Source organism: Micromonospora sp. NPDC051196 (assembly GCF_040682415.1).
Lineage (GTDB): Bacteria > Actinomycetota > Actinomycetes > Mycobacteriales > Micromonosporaceae > Micromonospora.
Genome location: NZ_JBFBAY010000003.1, coordinates 125,636 through 148,225, shown reverse-complemented (window position 1 = coordinate 148,225; position 22,590 = coordinate 125,636). Strand labels below are relative to the sequence as shown.

The 22,590-nt window shown below is 70.3% G+C and carries 16 protein-coding genes and 2 pseudogenes; 12 read left to right on the top strand and 6 right to left on the bottom strand.

What is annotated here, in order from left to right; translation table 11 throughout:
• Position 1 precedes the first annotated feature (1 nt).
• Positions 2-1,120: a GuaB3 family IMP dehydrogenase-related protein gene (locus tag AB0M35_RS08980; RefSeq protein ID WP_363743318.1), complete on the top strand. Its 1,119-nt coding sequence runs from the start codon at positions 2-4 to the stop codon at positions 1,118-1,120.
• 189 nt (positions 1,121-1,309) lie between these two features.
• A complete protein-coding gene (locus AB0M35_RS08975; RefSeq protein WP_363743814.1) occupies positions 1,310-2,683 on the top strand; it encodes a M1 family metallopeptidase in 1,374 nt (457 codons plus the stop codon).
• 8 nt (positions 2,684-2,691) lie between these two features.
• On the opposite strand, the gene AB0M35_RS08970 is transcribed toward AB0M35_RS08975, so the two are convergent.
• Complete coding sequence (locus AB0M35_RS08970) at positions 2,692-3,843, bottom strand: LCP family protein (RefSeq protein ID WP_363743316.1); 1,152 nt, start codon at positions 3,841-3,843, stop codon at positions 2,692-2,694.
• Between the two features lie 90 nt (positions 3,844-3,933).
• Positions 3,934-5,265: a hypothetical protein gene (locus AB0M35_RS08965; protein ID WP_363743315.1), complete on the bottom strand. Its 1,332-nt coding sequence runs from the start codon at positions 5,263-5,265 to the stop codon at positions 3,934-3,936.
• Positions 5,266-5,456: 191 nt separating this feature from the next.
• Here AB0M35_RS08965 and AB0M35_RS08960 point away from each other — a divergent pair, with 191 nt between their 5' ends.
• A complete protein-coding gene (locus AB0M35_RS08960) occupies positions 5,457-7,133 on the top strand; it encodes a GMC family oxidoreductase (RefSeq protein ID WP_363743313.1) in 1,677 nt (558 codons plus the stop codon).
• 141 nt (positions 7,134-7,274) lie between these two features.
• Positions 7,275-8,831, top strand: a complete 1,557-nt coding sequence (gene guaA, locus AB0M35_RS08955) for a glutamine-hydrolyzing GMP synthase (protein ID WP_363743311.1) — start codon at positions 7,275-7,277, stop codon at positions 8,829-8,831.
• A 319-nt stretch (positions 8,832-9,150) separates the two neighbouring features.
• On the opposite strand, the pseudogene AB0M35_RS08950 reads toward guaA, so the two are convergent.
• Positions 9,151-9,390 (bottom strand): annotated as a pseudogene (locus AB0M35_RS08950) (PspC domain-containing protein); the annotation flags it as partial.
• Between the two features lie 144 nt (positions 9,391-9,534).
• Between AB0M35_RS08950 and AB0M35_RS08945 the strand changes: the two are divergent.
• The 3 genes from AB0M35_RS08945 to AB0M35_RS08935 all read left to right on the top strand — a co-directional run bounded on the left by AB0M35_RS08945 (position 9,535) and on the right by AB0M35_RS08935 (position 12,788).
• A complete protein-coding gene (locus tag AB0M35_RS08945) occupies positions 9,535-10,482 on the top strand; it encodes an NUDIX hydrolase (protein WP_363743309.1) in 948 nt (315 codons plus the stop codon).
• A gap of 108 nt (positions 10,483-10,590) precedes the next feature.
• Positions 10,591-11,496, top strand: coding sequence for an NUDIX domain-containing protein (locus tag AB0M35_RS08940; protein WP_363743307.1), 906 nt, complete (start codon positions 10,591-10,593; stop codon positions 11,494-11,496).
• 359 nt (positions 11,497-11,855) lie between these two features.
• Positions 11,856-12,788: a CDP-alcohol phosphatidyltransferase family protein gene (locus AB0M35_RS08935; protein WP_363743813.1), complete on the top strand. Its 933-nt coding sequence runs from the start codon at positions 11,856-11,858 to the stop codon at positions 12,786-12,788.
• Between the two features lie 59 nt (positions 12,789-12,847).
• Here AB0M35_RS08935 and AB0M35_RS08930 read toward each other — a convergent pair whose 3' ends face one another.
• From AB0M35_RS08930 to AB0M35_RS08920, 3 genes and pseudogenes are all read right to left on the bottom strand, one after another.
• Entirely contained in the window at positions 12,848-14,095 is a 1,248-nt protein-coding gene (locus tag AB0M35_RS08930; RefSeq protein WP_363743305.1) for a phosphatidylserine decarboxylase, read from the bottom strand.
• Positions 14,096-14,504: 409 nt separating this feature from the next.
• Positions 14,505-14,687 (bottom strand): annotated as a pseudogene (locus AB0M35_RS08925) (hypothetical protein); the annotation flags it as partial.
• Positions 14,684-16,276: a PspC domain-containing protein gene (locus AB0M35_RS08920; protein ID WP_363743302.1), complete on the bottom strand. Its 1,593-nt coding sequence runs from the start codon at positions 16,274-16,276 to the stop codon at positions 14,684-14,686. The gene AB0M35_RS08920 and the pseudogene AB0M35_RS08925, both read right to left, overlap by 4 nt.
• 165 nt (positions 16,277-16,441) lie before the next feature.
• On the opposite strand from AB0M35_RS08920, the gene AB0M35_RS08915 reads away from it, so the two are divergent.
• The 5 genes from AB0M35_RS08915 to AB0M35_RS08895 all read left to right on the top strand — a co-directional run bounded on the left by AB0M35_RS08915 (position 16,442) and on the right by AB0M35_RS08895 (position 22,590).
• Positions 16,442-17,707: a PspC domain-containing protein gene (locus tag AB0M35_RS08915; RefSeq protein ID WP_363743811.1), complete on the top strand. Its 1,266-nt coding sequence runs from the start codon at positions 16,442-16,444 to the stop codon at positions 17,705-17,707.
• Positions 17,707-18,393: a response regulator transcription factor gene (locus tag AB0M35_RS08910; protein WP_363743300.1), complete on the top strand. Its 687-nt coding sequence runs from the start codon at positions 17,707-17,709 to the stop codon at positions 18,391-18,393. The genes AB0M35_RS08915 and AB0M35_RS08910 overlap by 1 nt, the downstream gene beginning before the upstream one ends.
• A 362-nt stretch (positions 18,394-18,755) precedes the next feature.
• A complete protein-coding gene (locus AB0M35_RS08905) occupies positions 18,756-20,387 on the top strand; it encodes an ABC transporter substrate-binding protein (RefSeq protein ID WP_363743298.1) in 1,632 nt (543 codons plus the stop codon).
• Between the two features lie 100 nt (positions 20,388-20,487).
• Positions 20,488-21,498 (top strand): ABC transporter permease, encoded by a 1,011-nt coding sequence (locus AB0M35_RS08900; RefSeq protein WP_363743296.1) that lies wholly within the window; start codon positions 20,488-20,490, stop codon positions 21,496-21,498.
• A gap of 150 nt (positions 21,499-21,648) precedes the next feature.
• Positions 21,649-22,590, top strand: a complete 942-nt coding sequence (locus AB0M35_RS08895; RefSeq protein WP_363743294.1) for an ABC transporter permease — start codon at positions 21,649-21,651, stop codon at positions 22,588-22,590.

Below are 22,590 nucleotides of genomic sequence, written 5' to 3'. Positions count from 1 at the left end.
AATGCGTGACGTGGTCGAGATCGGGCTGGGCAAGACCGCGCAGCGCGGCTACCACCTGGACGACATCGCCATCGTGCCGAGTCGCCGGACCCGGGACGTGGACGACGTCTCCACCGGCTGGCAGTTGGACGCGTACCAGTTCGGCATCCCCTGCGTGGGGCACCCCTCCGACGCGACGATGAGCCCGGCCTCGGCGGTGCGCCTGGGCCAGCTCGGCGGCCTCGGCGTGCTCAACGTCGAAGGGCTGTGGACTCGTTACGAGAACCCGACCAAGGTGCTGGAGGAGTTGGGCGACCTGGGCGAGGGCGCCCGCGCCACCAAGCGGCTCCAGGAGGTGTACGCCGAGCCGATCCGGCCGGATCTGATCACCGAGCGGGTCCGTGAGCTGCGTGAGGGCGGCGGCACGGTGGCGGTGCGGGTCTCCCCGCAGCACACCCTGGCGCTGGCCCCGGTGATCCTCGACGCGGGCGTGGACATCCTGGTCATCCAGGGCACCATCGTCTCGGCCGAGCACGTCTCGACCACCGACGAGCCGCTCAACCTCAAGGAGTTCATCGCCGATCTCGACCTGCCGGTCATCGTCGGTGGCTGTACCGACTACAAGACCGCGCTGCACCTGATGCGCACCGGCGCGGCTGGCGTGATCATCGGCATCGGCGGCGACGAGTGGTCCACCACCGAGTCGGTGCTCGGCATCCGGGTGCCGATGGCCTCGGCGATCGCCGACGCCGCTGCGGCCCGGCGGGACTACCTGGACGAGACCGGCGGCCGGTACGTGCACCTGATCGCCGACGGTGACATCCGCACCTCCGGTGACATCGCCAAGGCGCTCGGCTGCGGCGCGGACGCGGTGATGCTCGGCGAGCCGCTGTCGCTCTGCGAGGAGGCGCCGGCCGGCGGCGCCTGGTGGCACTCCGCCGCCAGCCACCCCTCACTGCCCCGGGGTGCCTTCGAGACCGCCGGTGAGCCGCTCGGCTCCATGGAACGCCTCCTGTTCGGCCCCGCCGACGAGCCCGACGGCCAACTCAACCTCTTCGGCGGCCTCCGCCGCGCCATGGCCAAGTGCGGCTACCGCGACCTCAAAGAATTCCAAAAGGTAGGCCTAGTCCTCGACCGCTGACCCCCGCCCCGCCCGCCCCCGCCCCGCGCGCCCCCGCCCCCGCCCTCGCTGCGTCGATCATGCACTTGTGGTCGCCGATTCATGCTGGTTCCGGGTGTTTCGCTCCGACCACAACTGCATGATCGGCGGAGCGGGCGGCGGTAGGCTCGGCGGGTGGGCAGGGTGGTGGGGCGGCAGCATGTGAGGGCGGTGGCGGTTGCGGTGGTGGCTGCGGTCGCTCTGGTCAGCTGCACCGGAAAGAGTGCCGACGGGTTCCGGGCTGGCAGTGTGGACCTTGCCGATCCGTACGTGCCGGGCAGTGGCAACGGCGGCTACGACGTCGACCATTACCGGCTGGCGGTGCGTTACGACCCGGCTGACGACCGGCTCACCGGGCGGGCCGAGGTCACCGCGACCGCCACGCAGAACCTCTCCCGGTTCAACCTCGACCTGAGCGGTCTCACGGTCGACTCGGTCACCGTGGACGGCGCCGCCGCCGAGCACCGGCAGGCCGACGGTGAATTGGTCGTCACCCCTAGCCGGAGGCTGGAGAATCTCAGCCGGTTCACCGTCGAGGTGAGCTACGCCGGGGTGCCCGAGGCGGTCACCGACGGCGTGCTGGGCAGCGGTGGCTTCCAGCACACCGACGACGGGGCGATCGCCCTGGGCCAGCCGTACTCGGCGGCGACCTGGTTCCCGGTCAACGACCACCCCTCCGACAAGGCGACCTACGACATCGAGGTGACCGTTCCCGAGGGGCTCGCCGCGTTGAGCAACGGCGTGCCGGGGCAGCGGACCACGGCCGACGGGTGGACGACCTGGCGCTGGGCCGAGCGGTCACCGATGGCGAGTTACCTGAGCACGCTGGTGATCGGCGACTACCGGGTGGACGTCACCACCCACAGCGGCAAGCCGATGGTCACCGCCGTACCCGCCGACATGCCGGCCACCGGACCGCAGGCGCGGTCACTGTCACGCACCGGCGAGATCGCCGACTACCTGGCCGGTCTCTTCGGACCGTACCCGTTCGAGGCGTACGGCGGGGTGGCGGTGGCCGACCCGAGGATCGGGTACGCGCTGGAGACGCAGTCCCGACCGGTCTACGGGCCGGGGTTCTTCCGCTCCGGCGAGCCGAACTACGGCGTGGTCGTCCACGAGGTGGCCCACCAGTGGTTCGGCAACAGCGTGGCGCTGGCCCGGTGGAGCGACATCTGGCTCAACGAGGGCTTCGCCAGCTATGCCGAGTGGCTCTGGGAGGAACACGACGGCGGGCGCAGCGCCCAGCGCGCCTTCGAGCAGCAGTACGCCGTGACGGACTGGTCCCGGCGCACCCTGGATCCTGGCCCCGGCGCGATGTTCAGCACCGCCGTCTACAAGCGCGGAGCGCTGGTCGTGCACGCGTTGCGGCGTACCGTCGGTGACGACGCCTTCTTCCGGATCCTGCACACCTGGACCACCGAGCGGCGGGACGGCACCGCGACCACAGCGGACTTCGTCGCCCTGGCCGAGCGGATCTCCGGGCGTCAACTGGGCTCGTTCTTCGACGCCTGGTTGACCGGCACCACCGCACCGGCCCTGCCCTGACCCGCCGCTCAGCGGGGCACCACCAGTTTCGGATGCTCGGCGAGGAACTCGTCGACCCTGCCGGCCCGCAACTCGGTGAGGAACCGACGACCGGTCTGGGTCAGTTCCTCGCCCCGGTAGGCGTTGCCCCGACCGACCGCCGCGCCGGGCAGGGTGACGAGCGTCAGCGCGTCGGGGGACAGCCCGCCGAGGGCGTACGCGAACTCCACGATCCGGCGCCCGCCGACGTAGAGCAGCATGTCGCCGAGGGCCGCCACCACCTGCTCGACCCGCTCCGGTTGGCGGGCCAGGTCCGTGTCGAGGATCTTGCCGACCAACGCACGGATCAGCTGCTGCTGGTGGCGTTGCCGGGTGTAGTCGCCACCGGGTAGGTAGCGCTGTCGGGCGTAGTCCAGCGCCTGCCAGCCGTTGAGGTGGGTCTCGCCGGGTTCGTAGACCATCTGCGGTCCGACGTACCCGCCGACGCCCGGACCGGGCGAGCGGTGCTTGCCGTCCGGCTGGCGGTGCCGCGAGACCACCCGTTGGTCGACGTTGATGTCGACGCCGCCGAGGCTGTCCACCAACTCGTCGAACCCGCCGAAGGTGAGCACCGCACCGGCGTCGATGCGCAGCCCGGTGTAGTCGCTGACCACCTGGCTCAGCAGGTCGTACCCCTGGGCCGGGTCCGGTTGCTTCGGCCGGTCCGGTACCCGGCTGCCGTAGCTCATCGCGTTGGTGAGCTTGGTCCGCCCGCCCCGGTAGCCGGCGGGCTCGAACGCCGGAATCTCCACCACCAGGTCGCGGGGGAGCGAGAAGAGGTACGCCCGGGACAGTCCCGCTGGTACGTGCAGGATCAGCACCGCGTCGGCGTGCGGCTCCCAGCCCGGCACGCTGACCCGGGTGTCGATGCCGACAAGCAGCAGGTTGAGCGGGCCGGTGATGTCGGCACCCGGCGGCGGGCTCGGGCTGGGGCTGATGCTTGGCGACGTGCTCGGGCTGCCGCTGGTGGCGGCCGGTGTCGTGTGCCTGTCGTCGGAGCCCCGCGTCGTCACCGCACCGATCACCGTGATCACCACGATGGTGACCAGACCGGCCAGCACCAGCGTCAACCGCCTCCGGTTGCCGCCCCATACCCGCCACGAGCGGGTCGAGCCACCGAAAGGTCCACTGCGAAGATTCAAGGCCGGGAACCTTTCTTGGTGGTGCTGGAGCCGGAACAGGGTGATCCGGAGGAGGTAGGGGCCCCCGGCGAATCCCGGGGGCCCGGACGGTCACTGCACGAAGATCTTCTTGCTGACCGCGGCCTGGAAGTCGGTCCGGTCACCCGGATACCGCGCTCGCCACCAGCCGGAACGACTCTCGGTCAGCCGGCCCTCGAACTCGTAGCCCATGCCGTCCCAGTACGACTGGTCGTCGTCGCCGACGGCGACCCAATCACCAGTGCCGGTCTCGGAGAACTGGAACTCGACCGGAATGGTCACCGGCGTCATGGATCCCGGGAACTGGACGTGCCCGTGCAGGTGCACCCTACCGTCAGCCTCGCGCGAGGCGGTGAAGTCCGATATCGACGACGGCTGGAGCACGGCGACGGCCACGTCCCGCTGGCTGTAGGCCACGTACGGGTCCCGGTAACCGTCCGGCCGGTCCGGCGCGGAGTAGGCGGCGCGCAGCGTCGTGCTCACATACGGCGTAGCGGTGAGCGTGTAGGTGCCGTCCGCGGCGACCGGCAGGCCGTCGAGGTAGGTGCAGTAGTCCCGGGCATCGCAGGAGAGCAGGTTGACCCGACCGGTGGAGACCGGCACCCAGCCGTCCGGGGTATTCCACGTGGCAGTTCCGGAGACGGTGACCGACTCGCCGGCCTTCACCCTCTTGGCCGAGACCGTGGCGGTCACCCTGGTCGCACGCGGTTTGATCGTGATGGCCGGTGTGTCATAGGACGACGACAGGTGGTGAGGCTGGGCCGGGTCGTACGGGTAGTTGATGAAGATCCTGCGGTCGCTGTCGACGATCGGCACCACGGCGGTGAACTTGCCGTCTGCGCCGGTGGTCGCCTCCTGCCAGTCGCTGCTCAGCAGGGAAATGGACGCGCCGGCCACCCGCCGGATTTCCATCGAGCCGGGTTGGCGGCCCTTGAGTACGCCCGTCACGGTGACCGACCGCCTCTCGTAGGTCGCCGTGGCCGGTTTGACCGTGACCGAGTCGATGTACGTCACGACCACGTAAGCCAGGCTCCCGGCGTTCGTCACCCGGGTGGTGACGCCGTTGGTGTCGGTCACCTCGACGTCGACCGGGTAGTAGCCCAGCTGGGGCAGGATGAACGGCTCCTGCGTGGCCCAGACCTGGTTCTCATCCTCGGGCTCACCGCGGTAGCGCCAGAACGAGTCGGTGGAGGCGATGATCTCGCCGGTGCTGCTCTTGACGTCGGCGTGGACCCTGGACACTCCGTCGGTTGACCGGATGCCGACGAGCAGGACGCCGGTGTTTCCCTCGAATTCGCTGATCGCGTACTGAATCTGCGGGCCGGACGCGGCCTGCGCCGCCGCCGGGACCGCGAAGACCGTAAGCGCCATCAGCGCGGCCATGACGAGCCGAGCCGTTCTCATGTTGGCCTCCCCGTTTGAATGTCGCTCACATCGAGCGATCGCATTGTATGGACCGGCTACGACATACACGTCCAACGCCGTGGTGCGGCCCCGGGGTTGTCTCCCGGCCCGACGAGGCCGACGCGCGTTTGCGCTGCAGGATCTCCTGATCAACCCTGGCGCGAGGCCTACCCGCGAGTAATGATTCCTGCATGCGGTACGACGTGGTCGTCATCGGGTCGGGCTTCGGCGGTAGCGTGGCTGCGCTGCGGCTGGCCGAGAAGGGCTACTCGGTCGGCGTACTGGAGGCGGGTCGGCGGTTCGCCGACGACGAGTTCCCGAAGACCTCGTGGCGGCTGCGACGGTTTCTCTGGGCCCCGAAGCTGGGCTGCTTCGGCCTGCAACGGCTCACCCTGCTGCGGGCGGCCGACCGGCGGGCCGGCGGCGGGGTGCTGGTGCTGTCCGGTTCGGGGGTCGGTGGCGGCTCGCTGGTTTACGCCAACACCCTGTACGAACCCCTGGACGCCTTCTACGCCGACCCGCACTGGCGGGACATCACCGACTGGCGAACCGAACTCGCCCCGCACTACGCGCAGGCGAAGCGGATGCTCGGGGTGACCACGTACCCGGTCATGACCGCTGCGGACCGGGCGATGCGGCGGGTGGCCGACCGCATGGGGGTGGGGCACACCTTCCACGCCACCCCGGTCGGGGTGTACATCGGGCGGCCGGGTGAGCGGGTGGTCGACCCGTACTTCGGCGGTGCCGGGCCGGAGCGTACCGGCTGCACCAACTGCGGCGGCTGCATGACCGGTTGCCGGGTCGGCGCGAAGAACACCCTGGTCAAGAACTACCTGTGGCTGGCCGAACGGCTCGGCGCCCAGGTGCACCCGCTGACCACGGTGACCGCCGTGCGGCCGTCCGGCGACGGGTATGCCGTGCACACCGAACGCACCGGCGCCTGGCTGCGCAAGCGCCCGCAGGTGATCCACGCCGATCAGGTGATCTTCGCCGCCGGGGCGTTGGGCACCCAACGACTGCTGCACGAGATGCGGGATCGTGGCGCCCTGCCCAACCTCTCGCCGACGCTGGGTGAGCTGACCCGGACCAACTCCGAGGCTATCCTCGGTGCCTCGGTGCCGCGTCGGCGGGCCCGGGCCGCAGGAGTCGACTTCACCGAGGGGGTGGCGATCACCAGTTCGTTCCACCCCGACCCGCAGACCCACATCGAGCCGGTCCGTTACGGCCGTGGCTCGAACGCGATGGGCCTGCTCCAGTCGATGCTGGTCGACGGCGGGCCGCGCCGGGTGCGTCGCTGGCTCGGCCAGATCGTCCGGCACCCCCGCCAGGCCGCCCGGATGCTGTCGGTGCGCGGTTGGTCGGAGCGTACGGTGATCGCCCTGGTGATGCAGTCGGCGGACAACTCGCTGACCACCCGGCTGCGGCGCGGGCCGCTGGGCCGCCGACTGGTCGCCGCCCCCGGTCACGGCACCCCCAGCCCGACCTGGATCCCCGCCGGCAACCGGGCGGCCCGACTGCTCGCCGAGGAGATCGACGGTACGCCGGGCGGCGCGCTGACCGAGCCGTTCGACATCCCGATGACCGCCCACATCCTCGGCGGTGCGGTGATCGGCGCCACCCCGGACGACGGCGTCATCGACCCGTACCACCGGGTCTACGGCCACCCCGGCCTGCACATCGTCGACGGCGCCGCCATCTCGGCCAATCTGGGCGTCAACCCCTCCCTCACCATCACCGCCCAAGCCGAACGCGCCCTATCCCTCTGGCCCAACAAGAACACCCCCGACCCCCGCCCACCCCTAGGCACCCCGTACCACCCCCTCCCACCCATCCCCCCCATCCCTCCCTCCCACCCCGCCACCCCCTAGCCCGTCGATCTTGCACTTGCTGTCGGGACATAAGGGGTATAGGGCACGTACGCGCGACCAGAAGTGCAAGATCGGCGAAGGGTGGGAGTGGGTGCGGGGTGCGGTGGGGAAGGGGGGTGACGGTGAGTAGGCTTGCTGCACATGAGCCTGCCGCGTCCTGTCCTGGTGGTCGACTTCGGTGCCCAGTACGCCCAGCTGATCGCGCGCCGGGTGCGTGAGGCCAAGGTCTACTCCGAGATCGTTCCGCACTCCATGCCCGTGGCCGAGATGCTGGCCAAGAACCCGGCCGCGATCATCCTGTCCGGCGGTCCGGCCAGCGTCTACGCGTCCGACGCACCGCAGGTCGACGACGGGCTGTTCAGCACGGGGGTGCCGGTCTTCGGCATCTGCTACGGCTTCCAGGCGATGGCTCGGGCCCTCGGCGGCACGGTGGCGCGCACCGGCAACCGGGAGTACGGCGGCACCCCGCTGCGTCCGCGTCTGCTCGACCCCGGCGTGCTGCTTCGGGACCTGCCGGCCGACCTGCCGGTCTGGATGAGTCACGGCGACTGTGTCACCGAGGCGCCGGAGGGCTTCACGGTGACCGCCGAGTCCGCCGGTGCGCCGGTCGCCGCCTTCGAGGATCTGGCCGGCCGCCGGGCCGGCGTGCAGTTCCACCCCGAGGTGGGGCACACCGCGCACGGGCAGGAGATGCTGACCCGCTTCCTGTACGAGATCGCCGGGATCGAGCCCACCTGGACGCCCGAGAACATCATCGACGAGCAGGTGGCCCGGATCCGCGCACAGGTGGGCGACAAGGAGGTCATCTGTGGCCTCAGCGGCGGGGTGGATTCCGCGGTCGCCGCCGCGCTGGTGCACAAGGCCGTCGGCGACCAGCTCACCTGCGTCTTCGTCGACCACGGTCTGCTGCGTGCGGGTGAGGCCGAGCAGGTGGAGAAGGACTACGTCGCCGCCACCGGCATCAAGCTGAAGGTGGTCGACGCGGCTGACCGGTTCCTCGGTGCGCTGGCCGGAGTGACCGACCCGGAGCAGAAGCGGAAGATCATCGGCCGGGAGTTCATCCGGGTCTTCGAGGCTGCAGCCCGGGAGATCGCCTTGCACGGGGACGTGGAGTTCCTGGTGCAGGGCACCCTCTACCCGGACGTGGTCGAGTCCGGCGGCGGCACCGGCACCGCCAACATCAAGAGCCACCACAACGTCGGCGGGCTGCCCGAAGACCTCAAGTTCGCCCTGGTCGAGCCGCTGCGCACGCTGTTCAAGGACGAGGTCCGTACCCTCGGCCTCCAACTCGGCCTGCCCGAGGCGATGGTCTGGCGGCACCCGTTCCCCGGCCCCGGCCTGGCCATCCGGATCATCGGCGCCGTCGACCAGGAGCGCCTGGACGTGCTGCGCCGGGCCGACTTCATCGCCCGGCAGGAGTTGAGCGCCGCCGGCCTGGACCGGGACGTGTGGCAGTTCCCGGTGGTGCTGCTGGCCGACGTACGCAGCGTCGGCGTCCAGGGTGACGGGCGCAGCTACGGCCACCCCGTGGTGCTGCGCCCGGTCTCCAGCGAGGACGCGATGACCGCCGACTGGTCCCGGCTGCCCTACGACGTGATCGCCCGGATCTCCACCCGGATCACCAACGAGGTCGCCGAGGTGAACCGGGTGGTCCTGGACGTCACCAGCAAGCCGCCGGGCACCATCGAGTGGGAGTGACGCCGACTCACGCCGGGGGCTGAGGTGCCGTCCGCGGCTCCGGCTCCGGTGTGACCGTCGCCAGCCGTACGGTCGGCTCGGCCGTCGTGTCGGGGGCCGGGTTGGACTGCGGCGCCGGTGCCGGCGTGGTCGGCTGAGGGCTGGCTTGCGGTGCCGGGCTGGGCTGCGGCGCGGGTGGCACGGAACCGTACTGCGGTGCCGGTGCGCCGGGCGCGGGGAAGGGCCACGCCGGATGCGGGGTGGGGCCGGTCGGGTGCGCAGTGGGGCCCGCCGGCCAGGCAGGCTGCGGCGGGCCGCCGGCCGGGCCCTGTGGCGCGGCGCCCGTCGGGTGCGGCCAGGCCGGCGCGCTGGCCGGCTCCTCGGGCATCAGGAACCACATGATCGGGTACGCCAGTGCGGCGATCCCGCCGGTGAGCAGGGTGCCGACCGCGAACGCGACGCGGATCAGGGTCGGGTCGACGGCGAGGTAGCGGCCGAGGCCGCTGGCCACCCCGGCGATCATCCGATCGGTGGTCGGGCGGCGCAGTTGCTTGTACGGGGCCTGCGGTGTGGAAGTCATGCCTCCACGGTCCACGTCCCGAAACGCATCGACCTCGGTGACCGCCCGGATCCATACCCTGACTTGCGCCTAGGGGGCGAGTGATCAGTCAGGAATCCGACTCTTTTCCGCGCCGTTAACGGGTCGCGGGGAGAATTTGGCTCCGTGACCACCATGCTGGAGCCGCTTCGCAGGATCGCGGCATACGCAGTCTGTACTGATTCGGTAGACCGAGTGTTGCTGGTTCGCGCATCGGAGCGCTCCGGCACACCCGGTACGTGGTCCCTGCCCGGTGGGGCGGTCGACCACGGCGAGGATCCTCAGCACACCGTCGTCCGTGAGACCGCCGCCGAGACCGGGCTGTCGGTCTCCGTCGCCAGCCTCCAGGACGTACTGGCCGACATGCGGGCGCTCCCCGAGCGCGGCATCACCATCCACACCGACCGGCTGGTCTACCAGGTCTCGGTCCGGGGCGGCTCGCTGACCGACCGGGTCGACCGGCCGACCGACCTGGCCCGCTGGTTCACCCGCGACGAGGCCCGGCAGTTGCCCCTGCGCGCGTTCACCGCGCGGGCCCTCGGGCTGCCCGCCTCCTCGGCGGACATCGTGCCCGACGAGCCGCCGGAGTTCCCCTCCTTCTACGCGGTACCCGGCCCGGACGGCCTGCACCGGGCCCAGCGCTTCGCCGCGTACGCCGTGGTCACCGATCCGGATGGTCGGGTGCTGCTGACCCGGGTCTCGGACGGCTACCCGGGTGCGGGGTGCTGGCACCTGCCGGGCGGTGGCACCGACTACGGAGAGCAGCCAGGTGCCGCGCTGATCCGGGAACTGGTCGAGGAGACTGGGCAGACCGGGCGCCTGATCGGGCTGCTCGGCGTCGCCAGCCACCGGGACGCGGCCTCCCTGGGCCCGGAGGGCTACCCGATCGACTGGCACGGCGTACGCGCCTTCTACCGGGTGGTGGTCGACAAGCCGGCTCCGCCCACGGTCGCCGACGTCGGCGGCTCCACCTGTGAGGCCCGCTGGTTCGCCCGCGAGGAACTCGGCGCCCTGCCCACCGATCGCCTCACCGAAGTGACCGCCGAAGCCGTCCAGGCCGCCCGGCTCACCTGAGGCGCCAGCCGGCCCGTTCGTCCCCGTCGAGCATGAAGTCGGCGGCCTCCCGATCTCCGGCAGGCCGCCGGCTTCATGATCAGTCACGGCGAGGCCTAGGGTCGAGGCGTGGAACAGGTACGGCGGGTGGGGGCGTACGGCGTGCTGCGCGACGCCGACGGGCGGATCCTGCTCGTTCGAGGGTCTGAGCGGGCCGACTTTCCCCGAGTGTGGTCGCTGCCCGGCGGTGGCCTGGAGCATGCCGAGCATCCGGCACAGGCGGTGCTCCGCGAGGTTGCCGAGGAGACCGGGCTGGCCGTCGAGGTGACCGGGCTGCGGGCGGTGGTCGCGGATGTGGTGCCGTACCCCGACCTGGGGGTGGCCCTGCACACGGATCGGGTGCTGTTCGACGTGACGGCCGTGGGTGGCACGCTGCATGACGAGCGGGGCGGCACCACCGATCTGGCGCGCTGGCTGGCGCCGGACGAGGCAGCCGGGTTGCCGCTGCTGCCGTTCACCGCCGAGGCACTGGGCCTGCCGGTCGTACCGCTGCCGTCCGGGGCGCTGCGCCGACGGGAGCCCTTCGCCCCACCGGACGCTGCCCGGCGGCAGCGCTTCGGGGCGTACGGGTTGGTCACCGATCCGGCCGGGCGGGTGTTGCTGGCGTTGATCGCGGACGGCTACCCGGGTGCCGGGCGGTGGCATCTGCCGGGTGGCGGTACGGACCATGGTGAGCAGCCGGTCACCGCGCTGCTACGGGAACTGGTCGAGGAGTCCGGCCAACTGGGTCGGGTGACCGAACTCATCGGGGTGGATAATTTCCACAATCCCGCCGCGCTCGGTCCGGAGGGTTACCCCATCGACTGGCATGGCATCCGTGTCGTCTACCGGGTGCTGGTCGACCTGCCGACCGAGCCGGCGGTGACCGAGCTGGCCGGTGGCTCGACCGCCGAGGCGGCCTGGTTCGCCCCAGCCGAGCTGCGCGAACTTCCGTTGACGGAGATCGCCGCCGGGGCTCTCGCGGCGGCCGGGTGACGCGTGCTGCCGGCGATGGCCCGACGGCCCCGGATGCTGATCTCCGGTACAGTCGAAGGTAGGGCTGAGGGGGGAGAACGGGCGATGATGCCCTAGATGGGAACAACCGCGTGATTCGCGTGGTTAGGGGAGATATAAGTACCGCCGGCAGCTATCGCCAATCCCCACCCCCCTATGCGATGGTGTACTCCGCAAAATGGGCTGCCGGGCCAGAACGGTCCGGCATGAGACAGCCGGACACCCGCCCCGCACGGGCGGCCAGCTGATCCGGTGATGGAGGAAGCGTGCCGAGAGCCCCATGGCGCCGGCGTCGTACGACTGACAGCCCGCGTCCCGCAGGGCGAAGCTGGACGGGCCCGCTGCGCCGCAGCGGCACCCTTGCCCGTCAGGTCCTGCTGGTCCGCGTCGGCCGCCGAGATGGCGAGCTGCGCGGCGTGACCGACGCCCTGCCCGAGCCCCGGTATTCGGACCGTCCCCGCCGTCGCTACGGCCTTCAGCGGTTCCACCGGACCCGGATCGAGGCGATCGCCCCGATCAGTCCAGCGGTCGGGCCGGCCACACTGGTCGAGGCCCCGGCGGCCGACGGGCCGGCGGCAACCGTTGTTCCGTTGCTGCCCGGTGAACGGACAATGGCTCGCCGGATGAAGTTCGCACTGGTCAACGCCTGCACACTGGCCAGCCTGGTGCTCGGCATCAACGCGATCTTCGTCGCCATGCAGGGCGACGTACGACTCGCCGCCTTCCTCCTCATCGCCTGCGTCGCCTTCGACGGCCTGGACGGCGCGCTGGCCCGTAAGCTCGGCGTGTCCAGCCCATTCGGCGCCCAGATGGACTCGCTGGCCGACATGTGCTCCTTCGGCCTCGCCGCGCCCGTGGTGGTCTACGCCTCGCTCGCCGGTGAGGTTCCGACAGCCGCCGCCGCAGTGGCCGCCGCGCTCGTCGCGGCCTGCGCCGCGATCCGGCTCGCCCGGTTCAACGTCTCACCCCAGGACGGCCGCTTCTTCTGCGGCGTACCGACCACGATGGCGGCGGCTGTGCTCGCCCTGATGGTGGTCATCGGCCTGCCGGTGCCCGGCGCGGTACAGATCGCCGGGGTGGCGCTGCTCGCCTTCACCATGGTCAGCAGCTTCCCGTACGCCAAGCTCGCCCGGCTGGTCAAGCTGCCGCCGTGGGTCTGGCTCGCTCCGGTGATCGGCGCGCTGATCGACGTCCGGCTCACCTTCGGCGTGATCGTGGTCGGCTACCTGATCAGCGGGCCGGTGCTCTGGCTGCACCAGCGTCGCACCATCTGATTCACGTACGAGAGAAAGGGCGCTGCGGTCGACCGCAGCGCCCTTTCTCTCGGTTTCGATCAGCGCCAGCGGGCGATGACGGTCGACCCACCGACGACCTTGTCGCCGGGCCCGACCAGCGGGTCTGCAGCCTCCGCGGGCAGGTAGACGTCGGTGCGCGAGCCGAATCGGATCAGCCCGAACCGCTCGCCCCGCGCCAGCAGCGTGCCGACCGGTGCCCGCTGCACGATCCGCCGGGCGATCAGGCCGGTCCGCTGCGCCACCACCACCGTGCCGTGCGTGGTGTCCAGCACCGTGTACGCGGCCACGTTGTGCTCGGCGTCCGGCTTCATCGCGTTGACGAAGCCGCCGTCGGCGACGAAGTAGTCCACCACCTTGCCGGCCACCGGCGAACGGTTGACGTGCACGTCGAGCACCGACAGGAAGACCGCGATCCGCAGGAACTCGCCGTCACCGAAGCGTTCGTCGTGCAGCCGCTGCACCGACAGGACCTTGCCGTCGGCAGCCGCCACCACCGCCGACGGATCCTCCGGCACATCCCGCTCGGGGTCCCGGAAGAAGGCGGCCACCGGTGCGGCGGCCAGCGCGGGTACCAGCCACAGCTTGGACTTCGGCCGGGCCAACCGGGTCAGCGCGGCCAGTCCGAGGGCGATGCCGGCGGCGGCCACTCCGTTGGAGTCGATGTGCATGCCCCGGGTCAGCGAGACGCTCGACGGGCGGTAGGCGGGAGCGAGGCGCTCCGCCGCCGCCGCGTCCGTCGGGGTGAAGCGGAGCCGGTACACGCGTACCGGCTCGGAGTTGCGCAGCACCAGGTCGGCTCCGACGCCGTGCAACGCACCCTGACGCTCCAACTCGGCGGCGGCACCGGCGGTCCGGCCGACGGCGGTGGCCACGCTGAGCACCGCGCCGTCGGCCAGGTACTTGGTCAGGGTCTCGATGGTGCCGCGCGCCTCGTCGGCGGTGCCGGTCAGCGCCTCGCCGGCCACGACCACCGCGGCCGGTTCGGCTTCGGCGAGGCTGTCCACCACGCGGACCCGATCGGCGACCCAGCCGCCCTGGGCGGTGACGTGCTCACGCAGTGCCGTTGGGCTGGCCGACTCGGCCGGCACCACGGTGAGGGTGTCGCCAGGCAGCAGCGCTTCGATGGCCGCGGCCAGCACGGCGGACTCCGGTGCCGCGCCGACCAGCAGAGCGGCCTTGGGGTCGTTGATCCGGGCGAGCTCGGCGACGAGGGTGCGGGCGGCACGCTCGCCGAGGCGGACCGGGCCGGACCGGCCGGCGGCACGCACGCCGGGGAACTGGGTCATGTCGAACGGGCTCCTGACGGGATAGAGACGACTGACGCGAGATCACCGCCCGGCGGCGAGGTCGGCCCGGCCGCGAGCGGCCCGCGCGAACCGGTGACCCGCGCAGGTTGCCCCGCGGCGTGGGCCGGCCGGCGAAGGCGGGAGCACACCGGCCAGCATAGGCGGCTCACCGGCGCCGCCGCATGGTCAGGCAGCGACCCTCGCCGCTGCGGCCTGGTCAGGCGACCGGTCCCCGCCGCTGCGGTGGTGGGTCGCCGTCGGTCAGGTCGAGCGTACGGTCATCGCCGGTGGGCCGCTCCGGGCCGAGCGTCGCCGTGCGCTCCGGCGTGCCCGGCACTCCGTACTCGGCGATGCCGGCTGCGTCTGCACCTCCGGCGCCCGACCGGGGTTGCTCCGGCTCGCCGGTCTGTCGGCTGGAGCGCAGCGCACCGAGGAGACCGAGGAGACCGATCAGGATCAGCCCGCCGGCCAGGAACCAGCCGACCGGCGGCAGTACGAGGCCGAGCACCTGAGCGAGCAGCCACCACGCGGCGAGCGCGAGGAAGATCAGCCCGAAGGCGAACGACACCAGGTCGGTGCGGTGGGCCCTCACCGGGTCACCTCCATGTGTCCGGCGTTGACGTGCAGGTTCAGGCGTAGCTTTCCGCCGCCCGGTCCGTCCGAGCCGTGGTCGACGATCTCCTTGGGCTGGTTGTCCATACCCCAGGCGTGCCGTTCACCGAAGATTTTCGCGTCACCGGCGGTGGCCTGGGTAACGGTGGTCACGTCCACGTTCGGTGGCAACACCACGGTGGCCTCACCGAAGCTGATGACGACGGTGATCTCGGTGTCCTTCTGGTCGAAGTCGATCGCCCGCAGGTCGAGCACCGCGTCGGCGAAGTTCTGCTCGTACCGGATGGCCAGGTCGCGGTGGTTGGTCGGGGCCCAGGTGACCACGCCGTCGACGCCACGGACCCGGTCGTACGACTCGGCGACGGTGGCCACCCCCAGCGCGGCAGCGGTTACCAGGCCGAGCGCGATCAGCCAGCGAGCCCGGCCGAACCAGGTGCCCACGAGCAGGCCGAGACCGATCACGGTCAGCGCTGCCGCGAAGTAGGCCGAGGCACCGATCCCGAAAATGTTCAGCAGGTCGAGCACGACCACCAGACCCAGCGCGACGAAGATCAGCGAGAACGTCACCGAGCCGAGGGCGGATCGTTCGCGAGGTTTCTTCGGCGGTTTGGGCTTCGGCGGTGGCGGTGGCGGTGGCGGTGGCGTGGTCCGCCCCGCGTACGGGCCGTGCGGAGCGAACGGGGGACGGTACGTCGGCGGCAGCGGCACGGTCGCCGGCCGGCCCAGTGGTGCGCTCTGCGTGCTCGTCGTCGGCCAGGACGGCGCGAGGGACGGGTGCGGTTCGTCCGGCTGCCCGGGTGCCGGCGTACCAGGCGGTGGGACCGGCCCGGTCGCCGGTGCGTACGGCTGGAATGCGGTCGTGGTCTGGACGCTGCCGGAACCGGCGTACGGCGTTTGGTACGCGGTCTGGGCGGGATAGCTGACCGGTGGGGCCGGGGCGGGTGGTGGACTCGGCGGTGCCGACTCGGGCTGCGTCTGATGTTGCTGACGGTTGAGCAGCAACGCCCCGCCGACCAGGATGGCCGCGCCGAGCAGCACCGCGCGGAACGCGTCGGTGACGATGTAGCCGAACGCCACCGCGACCAGGATGCTGAGCACGATCACGGTGACCGGGGACATGCTGGATCGGCCTCGACCCAGCATCGATTCGACCGGGGAGGCGGTGTCGCCCTCGCCCGGGATGATCAACCAGGCGGTGACGTAGACCAGGACGCCGATGCCACCGAAGAAGCCGAGCACCGCGAGCAGCACCCGCCAGAGCACCGGATCGGTGTTGGTGGCCCGGCCGATCGCGGCGCAGACGCCTGCCAGGTACCGGCCGTCGCGGGGGCGGACGAGCCCGTACCGCGAGGTGAAGCCGGCCCCGCCGTAGGGCCCGCCCGCGCCGCCACCGGGTGGCGGTGGCGTACCGGTCGAGCCGTCGGCGGGTGGTGGGAAGGTGGCACCCGGGGCGTTCCCTGTCGCGCCCGGCGCTGTGGACGCGGCCGGCGCGTCGCTCGACGGGGTCGGCGGTGTCGCCTGCGCGTCCGTCGGCTTCGGTCGGTACGGCTGCGCAGCGTCGTCGGTCATGTATCGATCCTGCGGTGCCCGGTGCCCGAGCGACCTCAGGAAGCGACCCTGACCCCACCCTGAGATCCGGCGCCGCGCAATCTCCGGGGCGTCCCCGTGGTCGGCCGACGGCCGTGCGTGTGACGATCAACCTGGGCCGGAACCGATCCGCATCCGGCGTAGGTCCTGCCCAGGGAGCCCGTGATCAGTACCGTGAGCCAGCCACCCCGCCTCTACCGCGCCCCGGAGAACCGGATGGCCGCCGGGGTGGCCGCCGGCATCGCAGAGCACCTCGGTGTCCCGGTGGTCCGGGTCCGGGTCGCTTTCATGGTGCTGCTCGGGCTGAGCGGTCTCGGTCTGCTGCTCTACGCGGCCTTCTGGGCCGTCGTTCCGCTGCGCCCCGGCGACACGGCGGCACCACCCCGCCGAGACGTCGCCCAACTGCTGCCGTTCGTGGCGATCGGGCTCGGCGTACTGCTGATCCAGATGCTGGTCTTCGACTCGGTGGGTGCGGCCGGTACGGCGGGCTGGCTGGTCGCGATCATCGCGGTCGGTGCCGGGGTGATCTGGCACCAGTCCGGGCCGGAGCGGCGGCGCCAGCTGGGTGAGTCGATGCCGGTGCCGTGGCTCAGCGCGGTGGTGGAGGAGAGCGATCGCCGGGCGTTCGTGCTCCGTTTCGTCGGTGGTGGGGTGCTGGTCGCGGTCGGCATCATCGGGGTCGCCGCGGTGTACTCCCCGGCGCAGAACCTGGACGCCGTGGTCAACGGGGTCATCTTCGCGCTGGTCGGGTTGGCCGGGGTCGGAGTGGTGGCCGCGCCGGTGCTCTGGCGGACCTGGAACCAGCTTCGGTCGGAGCGGGAGGGACGGATCCGCGAGCAGGAGCGGGCCGAGCTGGCGGCCATGGTGCACGACCAGGTGCTGCACACCCTCGCCTTGATCCAGCGCAACGCCAGTGACGTCAAGATGGTGCAGCGGCTCGCCCGAGGCCAGGAGCGCTCGTTGCGCAACTGGCTCTACAAGCCCACCGCGTCGCCGACGGAACGCTTCGCCGCCGCGCTCGAACAGGCGGCGGCCGAGGTCGAGGACACCTTCGCGATCACGGTCGAGGCGGTGGTGGTCGGCGACCGGGAGACCGACGAGCGGGTGGGCGCGCTGGTCGCCGCCGCCCGCGAGGCGCTGGTGAATGCCGCTCGGCACGCCGGGGTGCAGACCGTCTCGCTCTACGCCGAGGTCGAACCCGAGCAGGTCAGTGTCTTCGTTCGAGACCGGGGTGCCGGCTTCGACCCGGATACCGTGGAGGATCACCGGCACGGGGTCCGAGGCTCGGTCATCGGGCGGATGAAGCGGCACGGCGGCCGGGCGGAGATCCGCTCCCGGCCGGGGGAGGGGACCGAGGTCCGGTTGATCTTGCCGATCGCCCGGGACTCGGCCACTGCGGAGAGGGGCAGATGATGGCTGAGCAGTCGACGCGACCGGGCGAGCCGGCCGACGCCGGACCTGAGCGGCTGCGGGTGTTTCTGGTCGACGACCACGCCATGTTCCGCGCGGGCGTACGCGCTGAGCTGGGGGCGCACGTCGAGGTGGTCGGCGAGGCGAGCACGGTGGCCGAGGCGGTCAGCCGGATCGCCGCCACCGGACCCGACGTCGTCCTGCTCGACGTGCACATGCCCGACGGCGGCGGCCGGGCGGTGCTGGAGGCGATGCGGCGCAGCCACCCGCAGGTGCGTTTCCTGGCGCTCAGCGTCTCCGACGCCGCGGAGGACGTGATCGGACTGATCCGCGCCGGTGCCCGAGGTTACGTCACCAAGACCATCTCGCCGGACGAGTTGGCCGCGGCGATCCGCCGGGTGGCCGACGGGGACGCGGTGTTCAGTCCACGGCTGGCGGGCTTCGTGCTGGACGCCTTCGCCGCCCGCCCGGACGCCCCGGTCGCGGATCCCGAGCTGGACCAGCTGACCAACCGCGAACGCGAGGTGCTGCGCCTGCTGGCCCGTGGGTACGCGTACAAGGAGATCGCCCGGGAGCTCTACATCTCGATCAAGACCGTGGAGACGCACGTCTCGAACGTGTTGCGCAAGCTCCAGATGTCCAACCGGTACGAGCTGTCACGGTGGGCGGCGGACCGGCGACTCGTCTAGCCGATCGTCCGGGTCGGCGGATCGATCACCCGGACGATCGGCATGGCTTCCTGTCTGGATTCCCCATCGTCCTTTTGGATAAGATGCGGCAACGAGTGGCCGGACTCACGTTCTGATTTCTCGCCATCACAGAGATCATTAACGCCCCTCTGCCAATCCACCGTTCGGGCGCGAAAAACCGTTGACGGGCAGGTCATACCATGCATCTGGGGTGACGCGAATTCGCCTCCAGGTGGATGTCGGCACCGTCCCGGGCGGGTATCGGGTTGATAACACGCCTTCCGGCTTGGGCGCATTGAGTGTCACAGTGGCAGGCACCTCACAACCCCCTCGTGAGCCGAGCGCCCTGAGGAGGCACTCCCATGCGCGGGAAATTCCTGAAGGTGGCGGTCGCGGCGACCGCCACCGCCATGTTGGCCACCGCCTGCGGCGGTGGTAGCGACAACGACGACACCGCCACCCAGTCCGGCGGTACGCTGCGCGTCTACAACGCGGAGCCGGCGTTCCTGACGCCCTCCGGTGGTGACGACGAGCCGTCGCTGTACGTGATCCGCCAGCTGTTCCGCGGTCTGGTCAAGTACAACGCCCAGACTTCCGCGGTCGAGATGGACCTGGCCGAGTCGGTCGAGTCGGACGACCAGAAGCTCTGGACCATCAAGATCAAGAGCGGCTACACCTTCGACAACGGTGAGCCGGTCAACTCCGACGCCTTCATCCGTTCCTGGAACTTCGCGGCCTACTCGCCGAACGCCCAGAACAACGGTTACTTCATGAAGCGCATCGCCGGTGTCAAGGACCTCCAGTCCGAGGACCCGGACGGCGACGGCCCGCAGAAGGCCCCGGAGCCGAAGGCGAAGGAGCTCGCCGGCCTGAAGAAGGTCGACGACCTGACCTTCACCGTCGAGCTTGACGCGCCGTTCTCCGGCTTCCCGACCACGATCGGCTACCCGGGCTTCTTCCCGATGGCCCAGGCGTGCGTCGACGACATCGCCAAGTGCAACGAGACCCCGATCGGCAACGGCCCGTACAAGATCGACGGTAGCTGGCAGCACAACGTCGCCATCAACCTGGCCCGCAGCGACAGCTGGAAGGGCGAGCCGGGCAAGCCGGACCGCATCGAGTACCGCATCTTCGCCGACGTCGACGCTGGCTACGCCGCCTTCCAGGCCGGTGAGCTGGACGTGATGTACACCGTGCCGCCGGCCCGCTACAAGGAGGCCAAGCAGCAGTACGGTGACCGGATGTTCGAGCTGGCCGGTGACAGCTTCACCTACGTCGGCTTCCCGCTGTACAACGAGAACTTCCAGGACAAGCGGGTCCGTCAGGCGTTCTCGCTGGCGATCGACCGGCAGTCCATCATCGACGCCGTGTTCGACGGCCGCTTCGCCCCGGCGACCGGTTACGTCGCGCCGAGCTTCGAGGGTGCGCGGGAGAACATCTGCACCTACTGCAGCAAGGACGTCGAGAAGGCCAAGCAGCTGCTCGCCGAGGCCGGCGGCTGGAAGGGCGGCAAGCTGATCCTGTGGGCCAACGCCGGTGCGGGTCACGACCAGTGGCTGCAGGCCGTTGGTGACCAGATCAAGTCCGCGCTGGGCATCGACTACGAGCTGAAGGTCAACCTCCAGTTCGCCGAGTACCTCGAGACCGCGGACCAGAAGAAGTTCACCGGTCCGTACCGTCTCGGCTGGGGCCCGGACTACCCGTTCCTGGAGACCTTCCTCTACCCGCTGTACGGCTCGGAGGCTGGCAGCAACAACTCCGGCTACAAGAACCCGGCCTTCGACGCCCTGCTGAAGGAGGGTGACTCGGCCGAGTCGATGCAGGCCGCCATCCCGTCCTACCAGAAGGCGGAGGACCTGTTGGTCGAGGACCTGCCGGTCATCCCGATGTGGTGGCGTAAGGAAGCGGCGATCTACAGCGAGAACGTGGACAAGTTCGTCTGGAACGCCGTCGCGGACGCCGACTACGGTGCGACCTCTCTGAAGCAGAACTGAGCTTCAGGCTCCTGACCCAGCCGTAACACGACGTGGCGGCAACGGTCACCTCACCAGGGTGATCGTTGCCGCCACGTCAGCGCCGAGAGGAGACCCCGAGATGGGGCGCTACGTCATTCGACGGTTGCTCCAGTTCATTCCCACCGTGCTGGGCACCATGTTCCTGCTCCACTACATGACCGCGCTGGCGATCCAGTTCAGCGGGAACCCGGTCCGGGCCCTCTTCGGTGACCGGACCCCACCGCCCGCGCTGTTGCAGGCGATCACTGAGCGGCTCGGCTACGGTGACCCGTGCCTCGACCAGAAGGGCAACCCCTGTTTCGGGCTCTTCCTGGACCGGCTGCAGAACATCTTTTTCCACTTGGACTTCGGCATCAACCTGCGTCAACGTGAGGTGACGGACCTGGTGGCCGACGCCATCCCGTTCACCCTCAAGCTGTTGGTGATCGCGATCCTCTTCGAGGCGGTCGTGGGTATCGCCGCAGGTGTGCTGGCCGGTCTGCGCGGTGGCAGCTTCATCGACTACCTGGTGAAGATCAGCACGGTCTTCGTCATCTCGGTGCCGATCTTCGTGCTCGGTGTGGTGGTGCGGGAGTTCGTCGGGGTCAAGTTCGGCAATGTCCTGCGGGGCCAGGACTGGATTCCCGATGTGATCTCCGTCGGTGTGTTCACTCCCGGCTTCAAGCCCGACTATCCGTTCGCCAGCCTGATCATTCCCGGCATGGTGCTCGGTGCGGTCTCGTTGGCGACCACGGCCCGGCTCACCCGGACCAGCATCATGGAGAACATCCGAGCCGACTACGTGCGGACCGCCAAGGCCAAGGGCCTGGCGAACAAGCGGGTCATCGGCGTACACACGCTGCGTAACTCGCTGATCCCCGTGATCACCTTCCTCGGTGTCGACATCGGTGCCGCGATGGCGGGTGCGGTGGTCACCGAAACAATCTTCAACGTCCCCGGCATCGGTCGACTGGTGACGTTCTCCGCCCGTACCGGCGAATCGTCCGTCGTGGTCGGCGTGGTGACCATGCTGGTGCTGGTCGTCCTGATTGCCAACCTGCTGGTCGACCTGTTGTACGCCGTGCTCGACCCGAGGATCCGCTATGAGTGACCGAACCGTGGTGACGATGCGGACCGCAGGGGCATCCGACCGCCTCCGGTGGCCGGCTGGAGCGAAACGAGGTGTGGACATGAGTGAGCGAATCATCGGGCTCAGTGTGACGGTGTCTCGTGGCGGCGCGGAGCGGAACGGAGTGCCGGCATGAGCGACCTGACGAGTGCGGGTGCGGCCGTCGGAGGCGCGCCGGTAGGCGGTGACGGACCGACGACGGAGGCTCCGGGCAGCGGCGGCAAGGAGCGCAGCGCCAGCCTGTGGGCGGATGCCCGGCGGCAGTTGGTCCGCGACCCGGTCTTCATGATCGCCTCCCTCTACATCCTCGTGGTCGGCTCGATGGCCATCTTCCCGAAGCTCTGGACCAGCCAGGATCCGCGAAACTGCAGCACTGAGCGGTCCCGCCTGTCGCCGAGCTGGGAGCACCCGTTCGGGACCGACATCCTGGGCTGCGACTACTACTCGCACGCGATCTACGGCGCGTGGCCGTCGATGGTGATCGCGGTGATGGCAACCTCCGCCATCGTGATCGTCGGTGGTGTGCTCGGCCTGCTCGCCGGCTACTACGGCGGTTGGGTCGACGCGATCATCTCCCGGGTGATGGACATCTTCTTCTCGCTGCCGTTCCTGCTCGGCGCGATCGTGTTCCTGACCGTGATCAAGCGGCAGAACATCTGGACCATCACGATGGTGCTGTTCCTGCTGGCCTGGCCGACCATCGCCCGGATCATCCGGGGCAGCGTGATCTCGTCGAAGGACCTGGACTACGTGCACGCGGCGAAGGCGGTCGGTGCCCGCAACTCACGGCTGATGTTCCGGCACATCCTGCCCAACGCGATCGCGCCGATGATGGTGTACGCGACCATCGTGCTCGGCTCGTTCGTCGCCGCGGAGGCCACGCTGACCTTCCTCGGTGTCGGGCTCCAGCCGCCGGCTCAGTCGTGGGGCATCATGATCTCGGTCCACCAGGTCTACTTCCTGGAGGATCCGTGGCTGCTGCTCTTCCCCTGCGGCCTGCTGGTGGGCACGGTGCTGTCCTTCATCCTCATGGGTGACGCCCTGCGTGACGCCCTCGACCCGAAGTTCCGGTGA